We start from the raw sequence: 21,242 nt of genomic DNA, 5'->3' as shown, positions 1-21,242 counted from the left end.
ATTGATCGGATTTCAGTTGACACCGGCCGCCTTGGCGAACCGGCGCATGCGAACAGCGATAGGCATACGGAAGTGTTTTAACGCTCCCGGGGCTTTCAACGCGGTTTTGAGGAACCCACTGAGCGACTTGGCCTTGACCTCGTCGACGAGGGTGAGAAAAGAGCGGGCTTCGATGATGCTGTTCGTGCGGCGGCGCTGCGCCGCCATCTCGGCCGGACCAAGAGAAAAGCGCGCCATGAAACGGCTGTCGCCCTCCAGCATGTCATCGAGATGCTTGTGTTTCAGCACGCGGGAAATCGAACCTTCCCGCAGATAATAGACATAACCCGGATTGGGATCGACCGCGCAGCGCGCGCCGCTTGCCAGAACCGAGGCGAACAGGATGTAATCCTCGCCGATCTTCAGGGCATCGTCGAACCAAAGATCATTCTTCGCCAGGAATTCTCGGTCGAAAACCGGCTTCATGTAGCCGTAGTTGAAGGTCGTCTTGAAGATCAGGTTGGAATCGATGAATTCCGCAAGCGCGATCTCGCGCTTCTCCTGCAGAAAACGCTTGTCGAACATCGTCTTCGCAGGCCCGCCCTCCATCGGCACGACGTCGACATTGTCGACCACGATCTGCGCGTCGAGCGTCCTTGCCCGTTGCAGCATCGAAAGCGAACGTTCCGGATAAACGGCATCGTCGGAATCGAGCGTTGCAACGAAGCGGCCGGTCGCAGCCGCGATACCGGTATTGCGCGCCCTGCCCGGCCCACCATTTTGCGGCTGGCGGATCAGCCGCACGCGCGGATCGGTGTAGGTTTCCGCGAGAGCCACAGTTCCGTCGGTCGAACAGTCGTCAACGACGATCACCTCGACGGTAACGCCGAGCTGAGCCAGAGCGCTGTCGATTGCACGCGCGAGCGTCTCTTCCGCATTATAGGCGGCAATGATGAAGCTGATATCGGGTATCCCGCTATCCATGTTCACGCAGCCTCCGGGGCGCCGTATTGGCGGATTTCACGAACGCCGAGCATGCCCATCACGGCGCCGACATGCAGCGCGCCACGTAGCGCATAACGGTTGCGCCTCACTGGCATAAGCGTGAAGGCGGCGGCGATGGCACCACAATAACCGGCCTTTGTGGCAGCGATGAGAGCCTTGGGAAAACGCTTCACACCACCGCTCTTCGCCGCAACGATCCTGCCATGGGTCTGGCCGGAACGGAAACGACGCTTTGCAAGCCACAGGAAGCTGGCGCGACTTGCCGGCACCGGCTCCAGCACCAAGGCATCCTCGGCGAATTCGATCCGTCCGCCGCTTTCCGTCAGCTGCGAGAAGAAATGCGTATCCTCGCCCCCGCTCTGTCCGAGCGCCAGCGCGAAACGACGGCCAATGACGAGCGGCGAACGCATGTCGAGCAGCGTATTGCAGGTGTAACCGGTGATGATCCGCCCATCGACCCAGACCGGCATGGTCGAGTGGAAATCGCCATTGCGCATCCAGGCGGCACTGTCGTCGCCATAAAGCGCGCGTACAGGGCCGAGCACTGCTTCCGCGCCAGTCTGGCGTGCCTTTTCATAAAGGGCTGCCAGCCATTCCGGCGTCGCGGTCTCGTCGTCGTCGATGAAGGCGAGAAAATCCGCATCGGCCGAGGTGAGGCAGGCATTGCGGGCAACCGAGATATTCGACTTCGGGCAATGGACATAGGCGATCGGGAACGGAGAGCGCTCACGCAGGCTTTCCACCAGATCAGCCGCACTCGGCACCGCATCATTGTCCGCCACGATCAGACGTATAGCAACGCCTTCCGGAACGGTCAGCTTGAACAGCGATTCCAGCGTCTCCCTCAGTGCCGGGCGCCGATAGGTGCAGATGCCGATGTCGATTTTTGTCACGGTGAGATCAGCCGTCATGCGACCTTCTTTCGTCGAATACGAAGCAGTTCCATCCAGAACCCGGCCGACCAGGCGAGGTGCATGATCATTGCGGGAATGGTGGCCAGGAGTGCGATCGAGTTTCGCTGACCGATCGCCATGTAGGCACCGTAAGCGATGCAGGCGATCATCCAGACGGCGACCGGAACGGCAGCCCACCAGTAAAGCAAGGCGAGAACCGCACCGGCAACCACGGGCGCGACCGCAAGCGGGATCGCCTGGCGGATTTTCGGGATGGAGCGATGCTTCAAGAGGTTCTTCGCCCGGCCCCGGCCATAACCGAGATACTGGCGGAAGAGTGCAGAAGCGCTCGAACGCGGGTAATAGGTCATGAAGGTCTCGCCCGTCATCCAGATGCGGAAACCGGCATTCCGGAGCCGGAAGTCCAGCTCGGCATCCTCGTTATGGCTGAAACTCTCGTCATAACCGCCGACCTGACGGTAAGCAGCAATCCGCATCAGCGCGTGGTGACCATGATCGACCCACTCGCCGCCGCCGCCGGCGCGATGCTTGGAGCCGCCATTGCCGAGCTTGGAATTCTGCGCGATGGCCGCTGCCTGCTGGAAGGCGCCGAAACCGACCGTTTCCATGCCGACCACAACCGAATCGGCCTGGTGAGTAACGGCGTCCTCGATCAGCGCCTGGCAGTAGTTGTCCGGATAATCCCCATGCGCATCGATGCGGATGAGATAATCGCGCCCGTCACCATAGGTCTTGACCGCGAGGTTCATCGCAGCGCTCTGGATGCGCTTGGGATTGTCGAGAAGCACGAGATCCGGGATTTCCCCGATCATACGACGAACGATATCCGGCGTGCCGTCGCGGCTGCCGCCATCGGCAACGACAATCAGCATGTCGGTATCGCCCCGCTGAAGCGAGAACTTGCGCAACAGCGCCTCGATCGTCTTGGCCTCGTTAAGGCATGGGATGACGAGAAGAACACGCGGATTGGCCGGGATTTCAGAAGGTTGGTTCGACATGTCGGAACCGGAAACGCTACTCACTACCATATTCCACCTCACGACTGCATGGTTGACGCAGCCTGCATTTCAGCAGGAGAGCGTAAATCGGGTTTTAACGATGCCAGTTTTGCAACCAGCGCCCGGCAATCGGCCGGGCCGGTGATCCATTGTCCGCGCTCGACTGCGGCGATGCGGGCGAACTGTTCGGCGTAAATTTCGGGTGTCATCTGAGAGAACATCGCTTCCAGTGCATCAGGCGTGGCGGCATCGATCGTCACGCCGATCTCGCGGCGGGCCAGAAAACGGCCCGTCTCGGTCGACTTGAGTGCAATCGGCACCGCGCCATAGAGGCCACCTTCGTAAAGGCGGTTCGGCAGCAGCCATTCGGAATTTTGGCCCTCTTCGAAGAAATCAATCGCCCAGTTGAATTGCACCTCGTCATAGATGCGGGCGAGATCCTCAGGGTTCCGGTAGGAACCGTGGAAGGTGACATGTGGGGCGTCAGCGACGATCCGGTCGAAATCGGCAAATTCGCTATAGGCCGGGCGGCCGCGCAGCACGATCTCGACCTTGCCATCCATGCGGCGGGCGAAATCGGTGAGGATCGCAAGCGACTTGGCGCAGCGGATCGCGCCGAACCAGCCGATCCGCCATGGCTCGCCGGCTTTCGGCGCGCGTGGCACCGGCTGAAGCGGCAGACTATCCGGGTCGAGCGCGAGAACCTTGTTTTCCAGCAGCAGAACCGGCAGCGAAAGCCCGGAGCGCGGCTGGAAGAAGTTTTCGACAAACGCAGGCGAGCTGGTGATCAAAAGCTGCGCGCGGCGGCCGAAATGACGCTGGAATGCCCGCACCAGACTTCCCTTCCAGCCGTCGTCGAGCAGCAGGCGATGGATATCGAGGCATTCGTAGACAATCGGCAGATTGCGATCGAACAGACGCGCTGCCTGGCCCGCCAGCGCCAGCGTCTCGAGATTGCGGGCAATGATCACGTCGGGGCGGTCGATAGCGGCAAGCCTGCCCTTCAGCCCGGCGCTCGCCTTGACGATCGCACCAATCCGCTGCGCAAACTTTCCGTCGGAGGTCTCGCCCAGCACGATGGTGCGCACGCCCGGCTCACCCTCGAGCAGGTTGCGTCCTCTGGTAAAGCCCGCAACCGTCACGTCAGCTCCCCCGGCCTTCAGGGTGAGCACACGCCGCCTGATGGCCGCATCGGCCAGATCATGGGCGAGATAGAGAACGTTTATGCTCAAACGGGCATGCTCCTGTGCTGAAAAACTCAACGCAATATGACAAGCGAAGAAATGGCTGCGGTCAGGCTCAATCGAGATTGCAGGCGACGGATTCAGGGAACTGGCACGCGTCTCCCTGGGCGGTGAAGGAAACCCGGTCGATCACCATGGAGGACTGCCCCTGATAGGAGAAGCGGCCCATCCAGTCCTTCAGCGTGTCGGTACCCCACAGGCTGAGCATGATCTTCTGGTCATTGGTCGGTATTTTCGAAGGATCCGTCACCTCGTGAACGAGCTTGCCGTTGACGAAGTAACGCAACCGGTCCTTTTCCCAGACGAAGGCGTAGTCGTTGAAACCCTGATCGGCGCCGCCGGCAACCGGAATGAGCTTCTCGTTACCGCCCTTGCCGTTGATATACTGGTTGACCTGAACCTGATTGGTGTTCTTGCCGAGCACCTCGAAGTCGATCTCGTCCCAGGGCTTCTTGTCGGTCGGGCCGATATAGGTGAAGAAGGCCGAGTTGAGGCCCGAACCGGTCGCCGCCTTCATCCGCACCTCATAGGTGCCGTAAAGGTAACGCGACTTGGTCTGCACTTCGCCGCAGAGAAATTTACGGTCCTTCGACTGGCCTTCGGAAAAATTCAGCGTCAGCGTTCCGCCTGCCGTATCGATCTGCTTCTTCGACCAGGTGCAGTTCTGGTGCGAGCCATTCGCCCAGCCGTCTGCGACATACCAGAAGGACCGGTCGAAGCTGTCGAAATTCTCGACAAAGGACTTGTTGTTCAACGTGCCCTGCGCCGCAGCCGGCATGGCGGCGGACAGAAAGGAAAGGCCCAGAGTGGAGATGGCGGCCGCGATTTTGTGTGCGATGGTCGTCATGGTTTCACCTGCGCTGCTGTGACAGTTTCGGTTCCATCGGGTGCGAAGACCCGACAGGACGGTTCGAAGTCGCTTTCGCGAGCTTTTCCCTGCGCCCGCGGCTGCCGGTCAGGATCTGATAAACGGGCGACGCAATCCGCATCATGACGGCGTTGCTGATCACCAAGATGACAAGCGAGACGACAACCGAGCCGAAATAGAAAAGCGGATAGGCTTCCGCCGTTCCGACGCGGTTCCACACCATCCACAAAGCCACGAGAACCGGATAATGGGCGCAGAACACCCAGAAGCTGAGGCTGCCGGTCGAAGCCAGCCGCCTGCCCAGCCGTGTCTCGATCGCAATCGCCGAGATCATCCAGAAACCAAAGGCGCCGACGATCGACAGCACGTTGCGCGCAAGATCGACGCCCCAGGGATAAGCGGGCTGGCTCAGATAGATCGCCAGTGACAGGACGAAGGCCGCGGCGAGCGTTGCGATCGAACCCGGCCATGCGAAACGGTCCAGCGCCTTGAGATCGGCGCCACGCAAGCCCAGATACATGCCGAGCGCGAAGCTGAACAGGATCGAGCGCTTGACGACGATGGCAAAGCTCAGGTCCGGAATGACGGCAAGAACGAAAAGCACTGCAAGCACCGGGATTGCCGCGTGACGCAGCAGGAACAGCAGGATCGGCGACAACAGGATGCAGACGAACAGATCGCGCAGGAAATACAGCGGCACATTGGCCGGCATGCCTTCGAGCGCAAACGCATAGGTCAGCATCTCACGCACCGATGCCGTGATATCGGGAAAATAGCCGACGCCGATGCCGGCGCGCTGCAGGCCGACGATCGCGACGAACAGGCAGAGGTTCCAGATCAGGAACGGCAGAAGCACCGTCATCGTCTTGGAACGAACCACCTTGCCGTAGTCGAAGGATGCCGCGCCTTTGCGCAGCAGAAGATAACCCGAAATCATGCTGAGGCACGGGACACCGATGCGGAACAGGCTGTCGCCAAGGAAAACACTCAGCCAGTTGAACCAACCGGTCTGGGCAATCACCACATCGGATGCCGGATCGTGAGGCACATGCACGAAGACAATGCCGCAGATCAGCAGGATACGCATCAAATTGATACGCAAGGATATGTTCTGATCAACAGTCAAACCAGTCACCCCTTTTGAGCAGTGCCTCCCGTCACCGCCATTTCAATCAGAGCAGACTTGAGCCCGCGTGAGTGAGAAGCATCACGTGAAGTTTCGGGTAAAATGTGGCAGCGCAGCAAATTTGGCAGGTGCGAAATCTAGCAGTGGTAACTATTCGGCGCTCAGTCATTGGCTTTTGTCAGGCCGGAAGCACTGGTACATAGGGGCTTTGCAGGCCAAACTAATATAAGAATGCTGCAGTGCAGCGAGACTCAAAATTAAAAAAACAATCACGTTTTCTCGCGCGATCGTGCATTGCACGTGAGAAGACCACGTCAACAATGGCGAATTGAGGCAAAAATATGGCAAACATGAGGCGAAATCGGTGATTTGCCCGAATCGCCGGAAACCGTTTGCCGGCAGGTATCCAGGATGGCTCAACACCCGCTATCGGGCGCCGATTGCGACAAAAAAAGCGGCCGGACGTTTTATCGCCCGGCCGCCTTGGCTGGATTTTTAGGATTTCATTTACCCTTGCGGGCGAGACACCTTGTCAGATGGTTGTCGCGCGGCTGAGAGCCGTGCGCTTATCCAGAACGTCCAGCGCCTCGTCGATATTCGCCACCAGCGCCGCCCGGTCGCCATTGGCGGTCTGCCAGGCGTCGATGAAGGTGCTGGTCTTGCCGTAGCTGTTGTCGAGCACGCAATGATCGGCATCGAGAAGCAGGCTCATGATATGACCGTGCATTCGGTCGGTAATGACCTGCCGTGCGGAACTCAACAGCCGCACGCCGCGGTCAAAACGCTGCTGCGCCCGCTCGCGATAGGCGAGTTCCGTCATCTTCGCCCGCCCGCCGACATCGCCGCGCAACAGGCCCTTGATGATGGCAGCACGCTTGGTGCGCTTCTGGAAATCGGCCTCCTCGTGTTCCGGCCAATCCGCCACGATCACATTTGGGCGTGCGATGGCGCGGGACGTATCATGTGCCGCGCCGACTTCCTGGTCCGCCCGAAGGTTAAGGAGCAGATCATGGCTCGGCGCAAGGCGCTTCACGGGACCGATCCAGAAGGCCATGTCCGGGCAAAGCCGGACTTCGCACTGGAACCACTTCTTGGCGAACTCGAAGCTCTTCTTGTCGCGCACCAGGAGCTTGTAATTGCCGTGCTTCTCGATCGCGCGTGCCGTGCTGTCGACGTTTTCCTGGTTCTTGAAATGGATCGTCTGCGGCATCTGGATGACCGGACGGCCCTGGTATTTGCCCAGGATATGTTCGCGAAACTCGCGGAAACCCGGCCAGATATCGCCGAAATTGCCGCCGCCATGCAGCAGGATCTGGCCGTCGCCGATCGCAGCCAGCATCCGCTCGTCGCTATGGGTCGGGATTTCGCTGACAAAGCTCGGCTTCGACTTTACCCGGTCAAAATAGGCCAGTTCCCCGAGCCAGATGGCGCTGTCACCGATATTGTAATGGTTCGGAAAATCCAGAAGCGCGTAACGCCCGGACAGATCGACCAGATCGGCAAGGTTGTCGTGAATTACACCCTGAAGCCTCTTGATGGTGGCAGCACTTGTTTCCTGCATGGGATCTCCTTGGACGTACAGTCTCATTTCCAATTGGGTCTACTTTTGCGTCAGCAGGCGGAAGCGTGCCGGCAGCATCGACATGATCATGGCGAGATAGGGCCGGATCATCTTAAAGGCGAAAATCAGCATGAATGCGGCATAGATGGCGCCGCCCAGCGCAATGCAAAGCCCGGTGCCAAGCCATGCGGGTGTTACCGCCGCAAGGATGAACGGCTTGGCGAACCAGACGCAGACGGCCATAACGAGCGAACCGATGAATGGCATCGAAATCGCCTTCAGCGTTCCCAGTGAATCGATATGGGCAAAGCGCTTCAGCACATATTGCTGGTAAGGCATGGTCAGCCACGCCCGCAGCGCATATCCGGCAGCAACCGCGATAATGCCGTAAGGTACCAGCAGCCACGTCAGAATGACCGTCATCGCAAGCTGCAGCGCCGCCACTGACAAGATGCTCTGTGCCTTGTTGACGGCCGCAAGCGCCGAGGAGGCAAACACGTTCATCACGAAGGGCACGGCCATCATGACGAGCACGGTCGCGACATCGCCGGCATTGCCCCACTTGTCGCCGAACAGGAAGAGGATCAGCTGATCCGACAGCGCACCAAAGCCGAGTAGCAACGGGAAGGTTCCAAGCGCTGCCAGACCGACGATACGGTTATAGGCGTTGCGGAAGCTGACCGGATCGTTCTGCAGCTTCGACAGCGTCACCAGCGCGACACTGCCGATCGGCGACAGCACGGCCTGCGAGATCAGCTCGATCAGCCGCCAGGCGATCCTGTAACGCCCGACTTCCGTCGGTCCGAACCATCGCGAAATGAAGATATCCTGCACGCGGGCAAGCATCATCCAGAGAATTTGGCTGACCACGAGGCTGACGCTGAACAGGAAGATCGAGCGGAAGATAGCGAAGTTGAAGCGCAGCTTCGGGATCCACCGATAGGACAACCAGCCCAGAACGACGAGCACGATGCCATTGACCGCGGTCTGCGCCACCAGCGACCAGACGCCCCAACCGAGAAAGGCCGCGGCCACCGCCGTAAGACCAGACAGAAGGCTCGCGGCAATGCTCTGGGCGGCAAGGCTTTTGTGGCCGAAATCGCGCGCCAGTCGGGCATTATGGATGACGGCGAGCGATGACAGAGGCAGGAAAAGCGCCAGCCATTTGAGGATTGCCGCGACATTCGGATCGCGGACGAATTCACCATAGGCGGGTGCCGCAAAAAAGATGACAACTCCGACCGAGACGCTGAAAGCAACCGAGGCCCAGAAGGCGGTATCGGCCAACTCTTCGTCCAGTTCGAGCTGACGGGTCACGGCATCGCCAAGCCCGGCATAGGCAAGCACCCGGCCGATTTCGACGAACAGGCTGGCAAGCGCAAACGTGCCGAAATCCGCAGGCCCGAGAATACGGGCCAGGATAACGAAGATGATGAAGGTCGCGACCGTGCTCCACCCGACGCGCACGATCGACCACAGAATCGATGTCGCGGTTTTCTTTTTCAGGTCGCCACTGTCGACGGCTTGAGCATCCATGAACATTCCAATCGATTAGAAGGCGGCGCAAACCGCCCCATATGCGTCTTGGCCCGCATGGCGTGGACCGTTTCCGAAAATGTCCGGATGTTTTAAGAGGTCTGGCCCGCCCGGCCGCTGCGCCAATAGGCCCAGAGTCCGGCAAAATTCTGCTTCACCGTGTTCCGATAGGTCAGCCCCAGCGCGCTATCGAGGTTCTTGCCGCCGAAATATTCCTTCAGCGCCTGGCGCACGTCCCAGCGGAACATGCCGCGCATGTTGGAATCCCGCACGAACATGTATTTGGCGTAAAGCGCGCCATTGCCATAGGAATAACCGTCGAACAGCCGCTGAACCTGGTCCATGCTGCGTCGGCCATGGAAATGCTTGACCACGAGGGTCGGAACATATTCCACGCTAAAACCTTCACGGAAAGCCCGGTGGATGTAATCCGTATCCTCGCCGGAGCGGAACGTGGCGCCAGCGCCGAAGCGCACGTCGAATACACCGACCTTGTCCGCCAGCGCCTTCGGAAAAGCCATGTTGCAGCCGTGGATAAAGCCGCCCGGATGATTGTAGATGTTGAGGACCGCGTGTTCCGTGTCCGTCTTGATCGTGATCGGCAGATCGCGCTCGTCGCCCAGGTCGATGCGGCCGCCACGCATGACGGGGGCGGTGTCATTGGCGAACAGAGCGGCGATGGTGGTGAAATAATCCGGCGAGACTTCGCAGTCGTCATCGGTAAAGGCAAGGATGCGGCCCTGAGCGTTCTCGATCCCGGTGTTGCGGGCATGCGACAAGCCCGGACGGCTTTCGAAGATTAGCGTCGTTTTGATCGGAGCGGTCTCGCTCCACCTGGCGACGACCTCGGAAGTTGCATCGGTCGAACCATTGTCGACGAAGATGAACTCGAGCTTGAGGTCGCGCGCTTGCAGCGCGGCATGGGAGATGGCCTGCAGGCAGCTATCGAGCCCGAAGGCGCGATTACGCGAAGAAATAATGAGGCTAATATCGACAACCTCGAACGTCATCCTGTTCCCTTCAACCGTTAAGCGAATAAAGCGGCTTGCCGCCACTTCGTCACCAAGAGACTTTTTGCACTGCAACAAACCACGAAAGCAATCAGGAGTGCAATTGGGGTATTTTCATGATTGCTGCTCACAGATAGGGCAGCTTTCGTGCCGGAACATTGCCAGCGCCAGATATTTTGCATACCCGTCTTTCTTGTCGGAAAAATGATAATCGGTCGCTTCAATCCCCTGTTTTCAGGTAAAAACAGCCGATTTTGCTCATCTGAGCCTGCTGCGCCGTCACGCGAAAACAGCACGAAATTCACCCTTTCGCCGTATTCACCCTTCTAAAATTGGTGCAGTGCCCAAGATTAGGATCGCGTCTCTGCGCTTGCGCAACCACGACACCAACATGGCGTTTGCGACATCTGTCGCATTGACGGAAGCGCGAATCGCCAAGCCGAGAATCGCGTCGGACTGCAAGAATTGGGTCCGCGCCCTCATCATTTGGAAAGGTCCGCTGATCGTAAAACTGTGTCTGTTCAGGCCTGCTCAACCACTCGCAAGCCACCCGCTGCAGTCGCATCGGCTATCAGCTTCGACAGATAGGCTGCGTCCAGAAGGGCGCAGATGCTCATCGCCGCGATCCTTGTGTTCCGCAACGGGCAACAGCCCGGGCCCGGCCTTGCGATACGCGCCCTCTCCTCTCTCCAAGAAAGATGGACAGCCACCCCAGCTCACGTTCCAGAACTGCTAAGGAATTCAAAACATGGCTAGTTTTACCGTTGTCATTCCGTTCTACCAACGGAAAAAAGGAATTTTGTCCCGCGCGCTGAAATCCATATTCGCGCAAAGTTTCAAGGATTTCGACATCGTCATCGTCGATGACCAGTCACCCCTCTCCGCAGAAACCGAATTGCGCGACGCACCTGCCGAATGGAAGGCGAAAATCCGCGTCATCCGCCAGGAAAACGGCGGGCCGGGTGCGGCCCGCAATACCGGCCTCGACAATGTTCCGGCAGAAACCCGCTTCGTCGCCCTGCTCGATTCCGACGACATATGGCGCACCGACCACCTGAAGAACGCCCATGACTTCATGACCCGCTTCGAGGCCGAATGCTATTTCGCCTCGATGCAGGAGAGCGAGGAATTCTATTACCATTTCGGCATGGCAAAGCTCGCCGAGACCGAGGAAGGCAAGACGCTGGTCGAAGATCCGCTCGTGCTGGAAATCCCCAATCTGGCCAGCGTCATGCTGAAGGACTGGGCCTTCCTGCATTTGAGCTGCATGGTCATCGCCCGACCGCTGTTCGAGGCGATAAGGTTCGATCCGGCGCTGCGGCTCGCCGCCGAGGACGTGCTGTTCTTCGCCGATTGCATCCTGAATTCCAAGCGAACCGTCGTGTGCGACGCGCCCGGCGCTGCCCGTGGCATGGGCGTCAACATCTTCCATGGCATCGACAACCAGTCGCCGGAATTTCTGCAGCAGCAGTTCAACACGCTGGTGGCGCTCGATACGCTCGAAACGCGTTTCGAGGACAGGCCGGAGGACGTCGCGTCGATCACCTCCTACAAAAACATCGCAAGACGACAGGCGCTCTGGAGCCAGGCTGGACGGCTGAAGCGCCGTCAGTCGCCCGATTTCGGAATGCTGGCACGCTGGGTCATGCGCGATCCGGCCATTCTTGGCGCAGCCGTCAAGCTCGGCGCAGGCAAGTTCGATCGCGGGCGCAGATAATCCGGCCTGAGACAACGGATACTGTTTCGAGAGAAAACGACAGGGCGGATGACAACTCCATCCGCCTTATGTCCTTTTGGTATCAGCCCTGCCCTGCTACCGGCACGCCGGCCAGCAGATAGCGCGGAGTCGTCGGCAATGACGCCGCCGACGTGTTGTTGCGCCGAAGCGCATCGTACTTATCGAAGAAAATGCCGGTGACCACAGGCACAAGGGCATCCGGACGCGACAGGATATGCCTGATCGCACCGCCCTTGCCCGATTGCCGTTTCACATCGAGAAACTCGCGCAATTCATACCGCGCCTTGATGTGGTCGCGGTGATGGATAATCACCGAACGCGCATCAGGAGACAGTTGCATGGCGGCAAGCACGGCGTTATCGGCCTCATAAAGCCGCCTCAGGTCCTCGGTGCGATGACGGCTGCTGAGAGAATCGCCGCGCACCACGGCACCGTACCCGCAATGTTCGATCACCTTGTAACGGGCGCCGAGCGCAAGCGCCCGCACATAGAAATCGTAATCCTCTCCGAGCCGCAGCCCCTCGTCGTAGGTTAAGCCGTTCGCAACGATAAAGGATCGGCGCATGACCGGCTTCAGGAAACCGGTCTCGCCGCGCGGTTTGCCACGCTGCGAAATATTGCCCTCGACAAACTGTACGAGCGAAAGCTCTCGCGCCCGCGACTGAAACTGCGCTGGTGCAGAAAGGGCAGCCGGATCGGCGACGAAGGCGATGTTGTCGGCGATAAAATCCCATCCGCTCTCTTCAAGCATCGGAGCGAACCGGCCTGGAAAGAAAAAATCGTCTGCGTCAAGAATTGCGATCAGCGGCGCGCTCGACTGCGCGATCGCCGCATTTCTGGCCGCCGAAGGTCCTTGGTTCTTCTCGAAGGAAATGATCTTCAGGCGACCACTTCCATCATTCGCCGCAAGTGCCGCCTGATCCGTTCCGTCGCTGGAGCCATCATCGACGACGACGACTTCGGATACGGCGGCCTCGCGAAGCGCAGAAGCCACTGCCAGACCGATCGTATCGGATGCGTTCTTGGCTGCGATGATTACACAGATCGTTTCGTCAACGGCTTGCGCCATAAGCTTCTCCATCGTCCGTTTCACCGCTCATTGGTGCAGACTTATGAACTTAGGAAAATGGCAGCGATGTGAAAGGGCTAATTTTAGGGGCCAGAAATGCCCGTCAAAGGCTCAATGATCCTGAATGTGAACCCGAGCTGGCGCTTCGGCTGTCAGGCTGTCGCGGACGCCTGCCTCTGCTCTCGACTTTGCCTTGAGGCCATCACTCGACCGGTCGGCATCCATCTGCGCCTTCTCCCGACGCACCATGTAAACGATTCCGATGAAATAACCGATCTGAAGTATTAGCGCGCAGAAGATAGTCTCGATGAGCGCCGTCCAGAAGGAACCTGACATGACGTAAGCGGCAATAGCAAACACGGCGAGTGTGCCCAACATGCTCACGAATACACGCGGTGCGTACATCATCATTCCTCCCGAGGGACTTTTCTTATGAATTTTTAAATTTCATCAGTCCTCTCACACGCCCTTTACATTACTGTGCAGTGAGAGAGTTTTCAAGATTTTCGCCGGCTCATAAATTTTGGCCAGTGAATCTTTCGTAAGGTTCCGTCATCGCCCGCTAGGTGCCTTTCAAACGGTTCAACACCCTGTTACCACATATCTCCACCACACTTTCGCCACAATTAAGCCTGATTTGGCGCCTCTTGGAACAAATAGACGCCGCCGGGTGCCGAGCGCCCGCGATATCCGTTCACTTATTGTTACAAAGGTCACAAGGCGCCATCATGCGCCTTTTTGCGCCGCACCATTGTATTGCAGTGCAGCAGGCCTAGGCCTTTGGTCCTAAGGGCAAGCTACTTAGGGCCTGAACCTCAAGAAGCGGTGAATGATCAGACCGCGTAAAATCACTGGTAATACATCCGGATCAAGTTTCGATTACGATTAATAGTCGACATCGATTCAATTTTACAGGCTTGCGGTAGTATTTGTGTAAGCCTTTATATTTACGATCACGACCTGCAGCTGTGACAATCTCTCGCCTTTTGGCCTCCCACCGGCCCTTCCCGTCACATCGCAGAAATTTTTGTCTGGCATCAAATTACGAACACAGACTTATTATCACATACCAGCTCAATGAAGCGCCGCTTAAGGCACCGACTATCGCCAAACCTAAATGGAGCCCCCTCTATGAAGTCAGCGACACGTTCGGCAGATACGCCGCTATCAGACCTGGACCATGCCGCCATGACACTCCCGATCGGCGGCCTGGCCAAAAGAACGTTTGACGTAACCGCAGCAGGCATGGCTCTGATCGTTTTCAGCCCGCTGTTTTTGATGATCATGGCTTTGGTAAAGCTGACCGACAAAGGCCCCGCCTTTTACGGACACAGCCGCATCGGCCACAGGGGCCGTGTGTTCAAATGCCTGAAGTTCCGCACCATGGCGGTGAATGGCGATGAACTGCTTCGGAAGCATCTTCGGGAAAACCCCGAGGCTGCGGAAGAATGGCGCCAGACCCGCAAACTCAAGGACGACCCGCGCGTCACGGCCGTTGGTCGTGTCCTGCGTAAGCTCAGCCTTGACGAACTGCCGCAGCTCCTCAACATCGTCCGCGGTGAGATGAGTGTCGTCGGTCCGCGTCCGGTCGTCGACGACGAGCTGAAGGTTTATGACAGCTCTGCCGTCTATTACCTGCAGACCCGCCCCGGCCTGACCGGCCTATGGCAGATCAGCGGACGCAATGACGTGTCTTACGAGACCCGCATCGCATTCGATACGCAGTATGTGCAGAACTGGTCGCTGATAAAGGACGTCTCGATCATCTTGAAGACGATCCCTGCCGTCTGCATGGCCCGCGGTAGCTACTGACGGGCATCATAGCCGCACCGCGCGTTATCCGCCGGTGCGGAAATCACCACGAAATACGAAATGCAATAAACCAAGGAGATCTGATGGGTATCCGAATGGTCTTTCCGCGACGCATCCCGACGCTGGCAATAGCGGCGGGAACATTTGTTTTGTCGCTGACCACATCAGCAGGCGCGCAGACTTCTGCCCAGCCTCAGTCCCAGACACCCCAGTCCCAAGCCCAACCTCAGGCAGCAGCTGCGGCCCAGCCTGCGACAAAGACCAGCAAACCGGCGCAAGCGACGGCAACGGTCAGCGCAAAGAGCCAGGAGGGTGCCTATCGCCTTGGCGTAATGGACAAGCTTCGCATTCGCGTTGCGGAATGGCAGCCGGCAGACGGCAGCGTCCGCACCTGGGATGCCGTCAGCGGCGACTATGCGGTCGGCCCGTCCGGAGCACTATCGCTGCCCTTCATCGGTGATCTCGATGCCGCCGGCAAGACGACGGCAGAGGTCGGCAAGGCGATCGGCGAGAGGTTGCAGAGCGAATTCGCCCTGCGCAATCTCCCCTCGGCTTCCGTGGAAATCGCGGAATTCCGGCCGCTCTTCTTGGCGGGCGATGTCGATAAGCCGGGCGAATATCCCTATTCCCCCAATCTGACCGTTCTGAAAGCCGTCAGCCTCGCCGGTGGCCTCAAGCGTTCCGACGCCGGCCAGCGCTTTGCCCGCGATTTCATCCGGGCGCGCGGCGATGCCCAGGTCAGTGATTCGGAACGCGGGCGCCTGATCGCTCGCAGAGCGCGCCTCATGGCCGAAATCGCCAATGCCAAGGAACTGGCCATGCCGCCGGAACTGAAGGATGTGCCGAACGCCAAGGAACTGATGGCGAGCGAGGCCTCGCTTATGAAGTCGCGTCGCGAACGTTACGAGCTTCAATTGAAGGCGTTGGCCGACCTCAAAACCCTGCTTGATACCGAAGTCCAGTCTCTGGCGCAGAAATCGGGAACACAGCAGCGGCAGCTCGCGCTCTATAACGACGACCGCGATCGTATGGCCAAGCTCAGCGAACAGGGTCTTGCCACATCCAGCCGCCGTCTCTCGGCGGAAGAACGTGCAGCGGATCTCGAATCCAACATGCTCGATACGGATACGGCTTCGCTGCGCGCCAAGCAGGATATCAACAAGGCAAACCAGGACGAGATCAACCTTCGCAACGACTGGGATGCCCAGCGCGCCCAGGAACTGCAGGACACCGAGGCGCAGCTGGAGAAGCTCGGCCTTGAACTCTCGACCAGCCGCGAGCTGATGCAGGAAGCCCTGGCGCAGTCGGCCGAAGCCCTGAAATTCGACCCGTCGAACAAGGACGCGACGATCAAATATGTCATCGTCCGGGATAATGGCGACGGTCCGAAACAGATCACCGTCGATGAAAACGCCATGCTTCGCCCCGGTGACGTGATCAAGGTATCATCAGACCTTCTGATGCAGTGATAGGTGGCGAATGAAAATCGCTCGGTCGATGTTGGTCGACCCTGACAGGAACCAGGTCTATGGGATAGCGGCAGTGGCGCTATCCTTCTTCGTCTTCGCCTATTCCAGCCTTTTCGGGCAGGTGTCGATCCTGGTCTATTACGGGCTCTGGTTTCCGCTGATCCTGGTTGATTACAAACGGGTGCTGGGCAACTATTTCAGATATTTCTGGATAATCGCCTTCCCGCTTCTCTGTTTCCTGTCAGCCTTCTGGTCGCCGGCGCCATCGGTGTCGTTGAGGACGGCAATCCAGCTGCTTACCCATCTGATCTGCGCCCTGATAGCAATGCGCACGATCAGCGTGCTGACGCTGACACGCGGTTCGATCGTCGGCACGGTCGTGGTCATGCTCTATTCGATCGTCTTCGGTCACTACAGCTATGATGCGATGGATGGCAGCTACAGCTTCGTCGGATCCTTCGCTTCCAAGAACCAGCTCGGGCTTTACGCCTCCCTCGGCATTGTTTTCTCGGTTCTCTACGCCATCGTCTTCCGCCGCCGGGATATATGGCTGGCTGGCGCCGGTGCCGCGGCACTTCTCTGCGCCTACTGCCTGATGGCGTCCCAATCGGCAACGTCCGTTATCACCACGGCGGGGCTGATTGCCGCCTGTATCGCCTATCTGCCATTCGGTCTTCTGGCGCCAGGAAGCCGAAAGCTGCTGTTCGTCGGCATTCTCGTGATCGGCCTGGCGATCGTCGTGGCCGGCCTGCAAATGGGCGCAGTCGATGCGATCCTCGGCCTGTTCGGCAAGGATTCGACGCTGACGGGCAGAACCTATCTCTGGCAACAGGGTATCGAGGCAGCACATCTCAACCCGGTTCTCGGCATGGGTTATCAGGGTTTCTGGGTCCAGGGTTTTGCCAAGCCGGAACAGCTTTGGGACGAGTTTTTCATCGCCACCCGCACAGGCTTCCACTTCCACAACACCTATATCGAGGTGGCCGTGGAGAACGGCTTGGTCGGCCTTGCGCTGCTTGTCTTCATGTTGCTGCGAAACGTTTTCGGCCATCTGAGCGCCATGCTGAACCGGCACAATGATCCGTCATCCATCGTCCTGTTCGCCGTCAGCCTGTTGCTGCTGATGCGATCCTTCGTCGAGATCGACGTGATCTTCCCCTATCAGATCGGTTCTTTCCTGATGTTCTATGCCGCTGGAAAACTGACCCTCCGGCGGCCCGTGCCCCAGCTTCCGCAGCAGCGATACAGGCACCACCCGATCGCGGCCTGACCCACCAAAAAGCAAACGGCCCGGAGCAGAAAGCCCCGGGCCGTTTTCATTTCAAGTCTTGGGAGACTTAGGCTGCCCTTGCGGCATCGAGCGGAATCTCGACATCGATCTCAAGGATCGAGACATTCTCGTCGCGATCGACCTTCACCGTGACACGGTCAGCGTCGAGCTGGACGTGCTTGGCGATGACGGCAAGGATTTCCTCGCGCAGGATCGCGGTCAGGTCGGAGCCGGTGGATGCCCGCTCGTGAGCCAGAAGAACCTGCAGGCGTTCCCGCGCAGCAGGCGCCGAGCGCCGAGGCGAACGGGTGAAAAGACGCAGTATGCTCATGCGGCCTTCCTTCCGAAGAGTTTTCCGAAGATGCCGCGCTTTTCGCCCGGCACCGTCACAGGTACGATTTCGCCGGCCAGACGGCGGGCAGCTTCAAAATAGGCCTGTGCCGGCGCACTGCGTGCATCCGACAGCGTGACCGGGGCACCGAGGTTCGATGCCTTCAGGACATCCGTGCTTTCCGGGATGATGCCGAGAAGCGGGATGGAGAGGATTTCCAGAACGTCGTCGACCTTCAGCATGTCGCCGCGTTCCGCACGAACGGAATCATAACGGGTCAGCAGAAGATGCTTTTCCATCCGCTCGCCGTTCTCGGCCTTCAGCGTCTTGGAATCGAGCATGCCGATGATGCGATCCGAATCGCGGACCGAGGAGACTTCCGGGTTGGTGACGACGACGGCAACGTCGGCATGGCGCATGGCAAGCGTCGCGCCCTTTTCGATGCCGGCCGGGCTGTCGCAGATGACCCAGTCGAAATACTTCTTCAATTCGCCGATGACGCGCTCGACACCCTCTTCCGTCAGCGCGTCCTTGTCGCGCGTCTGGGAAGCGGGCAGCAGGAACAGCGTGTCGAGCCGCTTGTCGCGGATCAGCGCCTGCGGCAGCTTTGCGTCGCCGTTGATGACGTTGACGAGGTCGTAGACCACGCGGCGCTCGGCACCCATCACGAGGTCGAGGTTGCGAAGCCCGACATCGAAATCGACGACGGCGACCTTTTCATTGCGCTGTGCCAGCGCTGCTCCGAGTGCGGCCGTCGATGTTGTCTTGCCAACCCCGCCCTTGCCGGACGTCACGACTATGACTTTCCCCATCTTGATCTCCTGTATTGAACCTTGTTCCGGTTCAGAAAAGTACGTCTGCCATGATCGTTTCGCCCTCAAGCGAAAGCTGCACGGCGTGCCCGCGAAGGCTTGAATCCATGTCTTCCGCCATCTTGTAGATACCGTCGATGGCGATCAGTTCCGCCTCTAGGCGGCGGCAGAAAATGCGTGCGTTGCTATTGCCGATCGACCCTGCCATCGCCCGGCCGCGCAGCGTGCCGTAGATGTGGATCGAACCGCCGGCGATAACCTCGGCACCCGATGCAACGGAGCCGACAATGGTGATGTCGCCTTCCGGAAAGATGATCGACTGGCCGGAACGGACCGGCTCGTCGATTGTAAGCGACTGCGGGATCGCCCGAACCTGCGGCGCTTCCTGGCGCTGCGGCGCCGGTGAGACAGTCGCGGCGACATCGGCTTCGGCCTCGGTTTCCGGCTCCTGTGCCGTTACCTCGACGTCGGAAGCGGGCTTGCCGCCCTTCATCGCAGGTGGCATTTCGGGCGTGAGCTGCGACGGGCGCGCGCCCTCGATGCCCATGATCCGGACCTTGCGCGCGGCAAGGTCGTCGATCAGTTGTTTCAGTTCGGCCTTCTTGATCGAAAGCTCCGAGACGTCGAGGACGACGGGCCTGTCGAGAAAGAAACCGGCAGATCGGGCAGCCAGATCGTCGAGGCGTTCAAGCCATTGATCCAGCGGAAGATCCGGTGAAAGAACGACCGCCAGGAACGAACGGCCCTTGATGCGAATGGAGCGAGCGTCTGTTAGCACTTTGGTCATCTACGTTAATAAATCGTTGCCCAATGTCTACCGCTGACGTGGTTAACAAATGATTAACGCGACCCGCCCAAATCTTAAGAAGCGGTAACCAACTCGGGTGAAACAGGGTCGCGATAGGTGATACGGAAGACCCTGAACCTGCAGCCTTGATCGAGGCTTATGCGAGTTTTCTTTTGCAAGCGACGAGCCGGGCACGCCTTGTTTCCGCATAGAAAAAAGTGGCGCGAGGAGAAACGAAAAGAGGCGAGCCATGGGCCCGCCTCCGGTAAATCATCGTTCTTGAGCTTAAACGGCCAAGCCGGCGAGAATCAGTCTTCCTTGATATGGCTGTGATGCTTGGTGTCGCGCATCTTCACATAGACCATAAGCGAGATGGCGATCATGATCGTCACATACCAGAAAAACCACTCTTCATGGCCGATCTGCTTGAACTTCAGCGCCACGAATTCAGCCGTGCCGCCGAAGATCGTGTTGGCGAGCGCGTAAGGCAGAGCGACGCCGAGCGCACGGATATGCGCCGGGAAAAGCTCGGCCTTCACCACCGCGTTGATCGAGGTGTAACCGGTCACGATCAGCAGGCCGACCAGCGATAGCAGGAACGCAGTGAACGCGTTCGTTGTGGCCGCAAGCGAGGTGAAGATCAGGTAGGTGAACAGCGTGCCGAGAACGCCGAAGCCAACCATCAGCGGTTTGCGACCGATCTTGTCGGAAAGCGCGCCGGCTATCGGCTGGCAGAGCATAAAGACGAACAGGGCTGCCGTGGTGATCTCCGTCGCCGTCTCCTTGCTGAAGCCCGACGTGTTGACCAGGAACTTCTGCAGGTAGGTCGTATAGGCGTAGAAGGCGAGCGTACCGCCCGACGTCAGCGCGATGACGAGGAAGGCTTCCTTCGGGTAATGCCTAAACAGCGCCCAGCCGCCAGAAGCCTTTTTCGCATCCTTGTCGGCATTCTTGAACGACTGCGTCTCGACGAGGCCGCGGCGGATATAGAACACCACGATCGCCAGCAATCCGCCGATGAAGAACGGAATGCGCCAACCCCAGGACTGCAGCTGTTCCGCAGTGAGCAAGGCCTGCAGCACGAGCAGCACCGCAAGGGCTACAAGCTGACCGGAAATTAGCGTCACATACTGGAAGCTGGAGAAGAAACCACGACGGTTGCGACCGGCCATTTCGCTGAGATAGGTGGCGCTGGCGCCATATTCGCCGCCGACACTGATACCCTGCAGCAAACGCGCAAACACGAGGATCGCTGGCGCAGCAAGGCCGATAGACTCGTAACCTGGTGCAATCGCGATCAGGAAGGAACCGAGACACATCAGCGTGACGGAAAGCGTCAGGCCGGCCTTGCGGCCCTTGCGGTCGGCATAGATGCCCATGAACCAGGCGCCGATCGGCCGCATCAGGAAGCCCACGGCAAAGACGGCCGCAGCACTCAGCAGTTCCGCCGTCTGGTCGCCCGAGGGAAAGAAGATGGGAGCAAAATAGAGGGTGAAGGCGGAATAGACATACCAGTCGTACCATTCGACCAGATTGCCGGCAGAGCCGCCAATGATAGATTTCAGCCTGACCTTTTCGTCGATAGGCGACGAGGCCACGTCTTTTGCCAAGGTGTTATCCAAGAGCGCAGATCCATTTCTGAACAGCGCGGCGACGTAAGGGTGCCAGGGGGTGCCACGCATCGCAATCGCGGGCCGCGCCGGGTTGGGGTGT

The 21,242-nt window shown here is 58.9% G+C and carries 20 protein-coding genes; 4 read left to right on the top strand and 16 right to left on the bottom strand.

The window, feature by feature from the left end:
- Window positions 1-12: 12 nt before the first annotated feature.
- The 10 genes from MRBLMR1_RS00995 to MRBLMR1_RS00950 all read right to left on the bottom strand — a co-directional run bounded on the left by MRBLMR1_RS00995 (window position 13) and on the right by MRBLMR1_RS00950 (window position 10,546).
- Window positions 13-963 carry a glycosyltransferase family 2 protein gene (locus tag MRBLMR1_RS00995; protein WP_148143621.1) on the bottom strand — a complete coding sequence of 317 codons (951 nt, stop codon included), beginning with the start codon at window positions 961-963 and terminating at the stop codon, window positions 13-15.
- Window positions 964-965: 2 nt separating this feature from the next.
- Window positions 966-1,895, bottom strand: a complete 930-nt coding sequence (locus MRBLMR1_RS00990) for a glycosyltransferase family 2 protein (protein ID WP_148143056.1) — start codon at window positions 1,893-1,895, stop codon at window positions 966-968.
- The gene (locus MRBLMR1_RS00985) at window positions 1,892-2,896 is read right to left on the bottom strand and encodes a glycosyltransferase family 2 protein (RefSeq protein ID WP_183685311.1); all 1,005 of its coding nucleotides are present in this window, start codon (window positions 2,894-2,896) and stop codon (window positions 1,892-1,894) included. The genes MRBLMR1_RS00990 and MRBLMR1_RS00985 overlap by 4 nt, the downstream gene beginning before the upstream one ends.
- Before the next feature lie 38 nt (window positions 2,897-2,934).
- On the bottom strand, window positions 2,935-4,128 hold the full coding sequence (locus tag MRBLMR1_RS00980) for a glycosyltransferase (protein ID WP_183685273.1): 1,194 nt from the start codon (window positions 4,126-4,128) through the stop codon (window positions 2,935-2,937).
- A 67-nt stretch (window positions 4,129-4,195) separates the two neighbouring features.
- Entirely contained in the window at window positions 4,196-4,987 is a 792-nt protein-coding gene (exoK, locus tag MRBLMR1_RS00975) for an endo-1,3-1,4-beta-glycanase ExoK (protein ID WP_148143055.1), read from the bottom strand.
- A 4-nt stretch (window positions 4,988-4,991) separates the two neighbouring features.
- A complete protein-coding gene (locus MRBLMR1_RS00970; protein ID WP_500063456.1) occupies window positions 4,992-6,110 on the bottom strand; it encodes an acyltransferase family protein in 1,119 nt (372 codons plus the stop codon).
- A gap of 556 nt (window positions 6,111-6,666) precedes the next feature.
- Window positions 6,667-7,695 carry a polysaccharide pyruvyl transferase family protein gene (locus MRBLMR1_RS00965; RefSeq protein WP_148143054.1) on the bottom strand — a complete coding sequence of 343 codons (1,029 nt, stop codon included), beginning with the start codon at window positions 7,693-7,695 and terminating at the stop codon, window positions 6,667-6,669.
- Window positions 7,696-7,734: 39 nt separating this feature from the next.
- Complete coding sequence (locus MRBLMR1_RS00960) at window positions 7,735-9,231, bottom strand: lipopolysaccharide biosynthesis protein (RefSeq protein WP_148143053.1); 1,497 nt, start codon at window positions 9,229-9,231, stop codon at window positions 7,735-7,737.
- Window positions 9,232-9,323: 92 nt separating this feature from the next.
- Window positions 9,324-10,241 (bottom strand): glycosyltransferase family A protein, encoded by a 918-nt coding sequence (locus tag MRBLMR1_RS00955; RefSeq protein WP_148143052.1) that lies wholly within the window; start codon window positions 10,239-10,241, stop codon window positions 9,324-9,326.
- Between the two features lie 17 nt (window positions 10,242-10,258).
- On the bottom strand, window positions 10,259-10,546 hold the full coding sequence (locus MRBLMR1_RS00950; protein ID WP_500063453.1) for a hypothetical protein: 288 nt from the start codon (window positions 10,544-10,546) through the stop codon (window positions 10,259-10,261).
- 443 nt (window positions 10,547-10,989) lie between these two features.
- Between MRBLMR1_RS00950 and MRBLMR1_RS00945 the strand changes: the two genes are divergently transcribed.
- Window positions 10,990-11,958, top strand: coding sequence for a glycosyltransferase family A protein (locus tag MRBLMR1_RS00945; RefSeq protein WP_148143050.1), 969 nt, complete (start codon window positions 10,990-10,992; stop codon window positions 11,956-11,958).
- A gap of 82 nt (window positions 11,959-12,040) precedes the next feature.
- Here the strand turns inward: MRBLMR1_RS00945 and MRBLMR1_RS00940 are convergent, their stop codons facing one another.
- Entirely contained in the window at window positions 12,041-13,048 is a 1,008-nt protein-coding gene (locus tag MRBLMR1_RS00940; RefSeq protein ID WP_500063451.1) for a glycosyltransferase family 2 protein, read from the bottom strand.
- 111 nt (window positions 13,049-13,159) lie between these two features.
- Window positions 13,160-13,456 (bottom strand): exopolysaccharide production repressor protein, encoded by a 297-nt coding sequence (locus MRBLMR1_RS00935; protein ID WP_246435668.1) that lies wholly within the window; start codon window positions 13,454-13,456, stop codon window positions 13,160-13,162.
- Window positions 13,457-14,179: 723 nt separating this feature from the next.
- On the opposite strand from MRBLMR1_RS00935, the gene MRBLMR1_RS00930 reads away from it, so the two are divergent.
- From MRBLMR1_RS00930 to MRBLMR1_RS00920, 3 genes are all read left to right on the top strand, one after another.
- Window positions 14,180-14,860, top strand: coding sequence for a sugar transferase (locus tag MRBLMR1_RS00930; protein WP_148143048.1), 681 nt, complete (start codon window positions 14,180-14,182; stop codon window positions 14,858-14,860).
- Between the two features lie 83 nt (window positions 14,861-14,943).
- On the top strand, window positions 14,944-16,329 hold the full coding sequence (locus MRBLMR1_RS00925; protein ID WP_246435665.1) for a polysaccharide biosynthesis/export family protein: 1,386 nt from the start codon (window positions 14,944-14,946) through the stop codon (window positions 16,327-16,329).
- A gap of 10 nt (window positions 16,330-16,339) precedes the next feature.
- Window positions 16,340-17,599, top strand: coding sequence for an O-antigen ligase family protein (locus MRBLMR1_RS00920; protein WP_148143047.1), 1,260 nt, complete (start codon window positions 16,340-16,342; stop codon window positions 17,597-17,599).
- 67 nt (window positions 17,600-17,666) lie between these two features.
- On the opposite strand, the gene minE is transcribed toward MRBLMR1_RS00920, so the two are convergent.
- The 4 genes from minE to MRBLMR1_RS00900 form a co-directional block, all read right to left on the bottom strand.
- Window positions 17,667-17,930: a cell division topological specificity factor MinE gene (gene minE / locus MRBLMR1_RS00915; RefSeq protein ID WP_148143046.1), complete on the bottom strand. Its 264-nt coding sequence runs from the start codon at window positions 17,928-17,930 to the stop codon at window positions 17,667-17,669.
- Window positions 17,927-18,742, bottom strand: a complete 816-nt coding sequence (minD, locus tag MRBLMR1_RS00910; RefSeq protein WP_148143045.1) for a septum site-determining protein MinD — start codon at window positions 18,740-18,742, stop codon at window positions 17,927-17,929. Before minD ends, minE begins: the two co-directional genes overlap by 4 nt.
- A gap of 31 nt (window positions 18,743-18,773) precedes the next feature.
- The gene (gene minC / locus MRBLMR1_RS00905; RefSeq protein WP_148143044.1) at window positions 18,774-19,529 is read right to left on the bottom strand and encodes a septum site-determining protein MinC; all 756 of its coding nucleotides are present in this window, start codon (window positions 19,527-19,529) and stop codon (window positions 18,774-18,776) included.
- A 308-nt stretch (window positions 19,530-19,837) separates the two neighbouring features.
- Window positions 19,838-21,139 (bottom strand): MFS transporter, encoded by a 1,302-nt coding sequence (locus MRBLMR1_RS00900; RefSeq protein WP_286194049.1) that lies wholly within the window; start codon window positions 21,137-21,139, stop codon window positions 19,838-19,840.
- Window positions 21,140-21,242 lie beyond the last annotated feature (103 nt).

This window comes from Neorhizobium sp. LMR1-1-1.1, from assembly GCF_040675795.1.
In the GTDB taxonomy this organism is placed as follows: domain Bacteria; phylum Pseudomonadota; class Alphaproteobacteria; order Rhizobiales; family Rhizobiaceae; genus Neorhizobium; species Neorhizobium cellulosilyticum.
The sequence above is the reverse complement of the archived record's forward strand: the minus strand, read 5'-3'. Positions and strand labels throughout refer to the sequence as shown.

Excerpts from the sequence above, each read along its gene's own strand:
- MRBLMR1_RS00995 (WP_148143621.1), bottom strand. The coding sequence starts at position 963 with ATGGATAGCGGGATACCCGATATCAGCTTCATCATTGCCGCCTATAAT.
- MRBLMR1_RS00990 (WP_148143056.1), bottom strand. The coding sequence starts at position 1,895 with ATGACGGCTGATCTCACCGTGACAAAAATCGACATCGGCATCTGCACC.
- MRBLMR1_RS00985 (WP_183685311.1), bottom strand. The coding sequence starts at position 2,896 with ATGTCGAACCAACCTTCTGAAATCCCGGCCAATCCGCGTGTTCTTCTC.
- exoK (WP_148143055.1), bottom strand. The coding sequence starts at position 4,987 with ATGACGACCATCGCACACAAAATCGCGGCCGCCATCTCCACTCTGGGC.
- MRBLMR1_RS00965 (WP_148143054.1), bottom strand. The coding sequence starts at position 7,695 with ATGCAGGAAACAAGTGCTGCCACCATCAAGAGGCTTCAGGGTGTAATT.
- MRBLMR1_RS00960 (WP_148143053.1), bottom strand. The coding sequence starts at position 9,231 with ATGGATGCTCAAGCCGTCGACAGTGGCGACCTGAAAAAGAAAACCGCG.
- MRBLMR1_RS00955 (WP_148143052.1), bottom strand. The coding sequence starts at position 10,241 with ATGACGTTCGAGGTTGTCGATATTAGCCTCATTATTTCTTCGCGTAAT.
- MRBLMR1_RS00945 (WP_148143050.1), top strand. The coding sequence starts at position 10,990 with ATGGCTAGTTTTACCGTTGTCATTCCGTTCTACCAACGGAAAAAAGGA.
- MRBLMR1_RS00940 (WP_500063451.1), bottom strand. The coding sequence starts at position 13,048 with ATGGCGCAAGCCGTTGACGAAACGATCTGTGTAATCATCGCAGCCAAG.
- MRBLMR1_RS00935 (WP_246435668.1), bottom strand. The coding sequence starts at position 13,456 with ATGATGTACGCACCGCGTGTATTCGTGAGCATGTTGGGCACACTCGCC.
- MRBLMR1_RS00930 (WP_148143048.1), top strand. The coding sequence starts at position 14,180 with ATGAAGTCAGCGACACGTTCGGCAGATACGCCGCTATCAGACCTGGAC.
- MRBLMR1_RS00925 (WP_246435665.1), top strand. The coding sequence starts at position 14,944 with ATGGGTATCCGAATGGTCTTTCCGCGACGCATCCCGACGCTGGCAATA.
- MRBLMR1_RS00920 (WP_148143047.1), top strand. The coding sequence starts at position 16,340 with ATGAAAATCGCTCGGTCGATGTTGGTCGACCCTGACAGGAACCAGGTC.
- minE (WP_148143046.1), bottom strand. The coding sequence starts at position 17,930 with ATGAGCATACTGCGTCTTTTCACCCGTTCGCCTCGGCGCTCGGCGCCT.
- minD (WP_148143045.1), bottom strand. The coding sequence starts at position 18,742 with ATGGGGAAAGTCATAGTCGTGACGTCCGGCAAGGGCGGGGTTGGCAAG.
- minC (WP_148143044.1), bottom strand. The coding sequence starts at position 19,529 with ATGACCAAAGTGCTAACAGACGCTCGCTCCATTCGCATCAAGGGCCGT.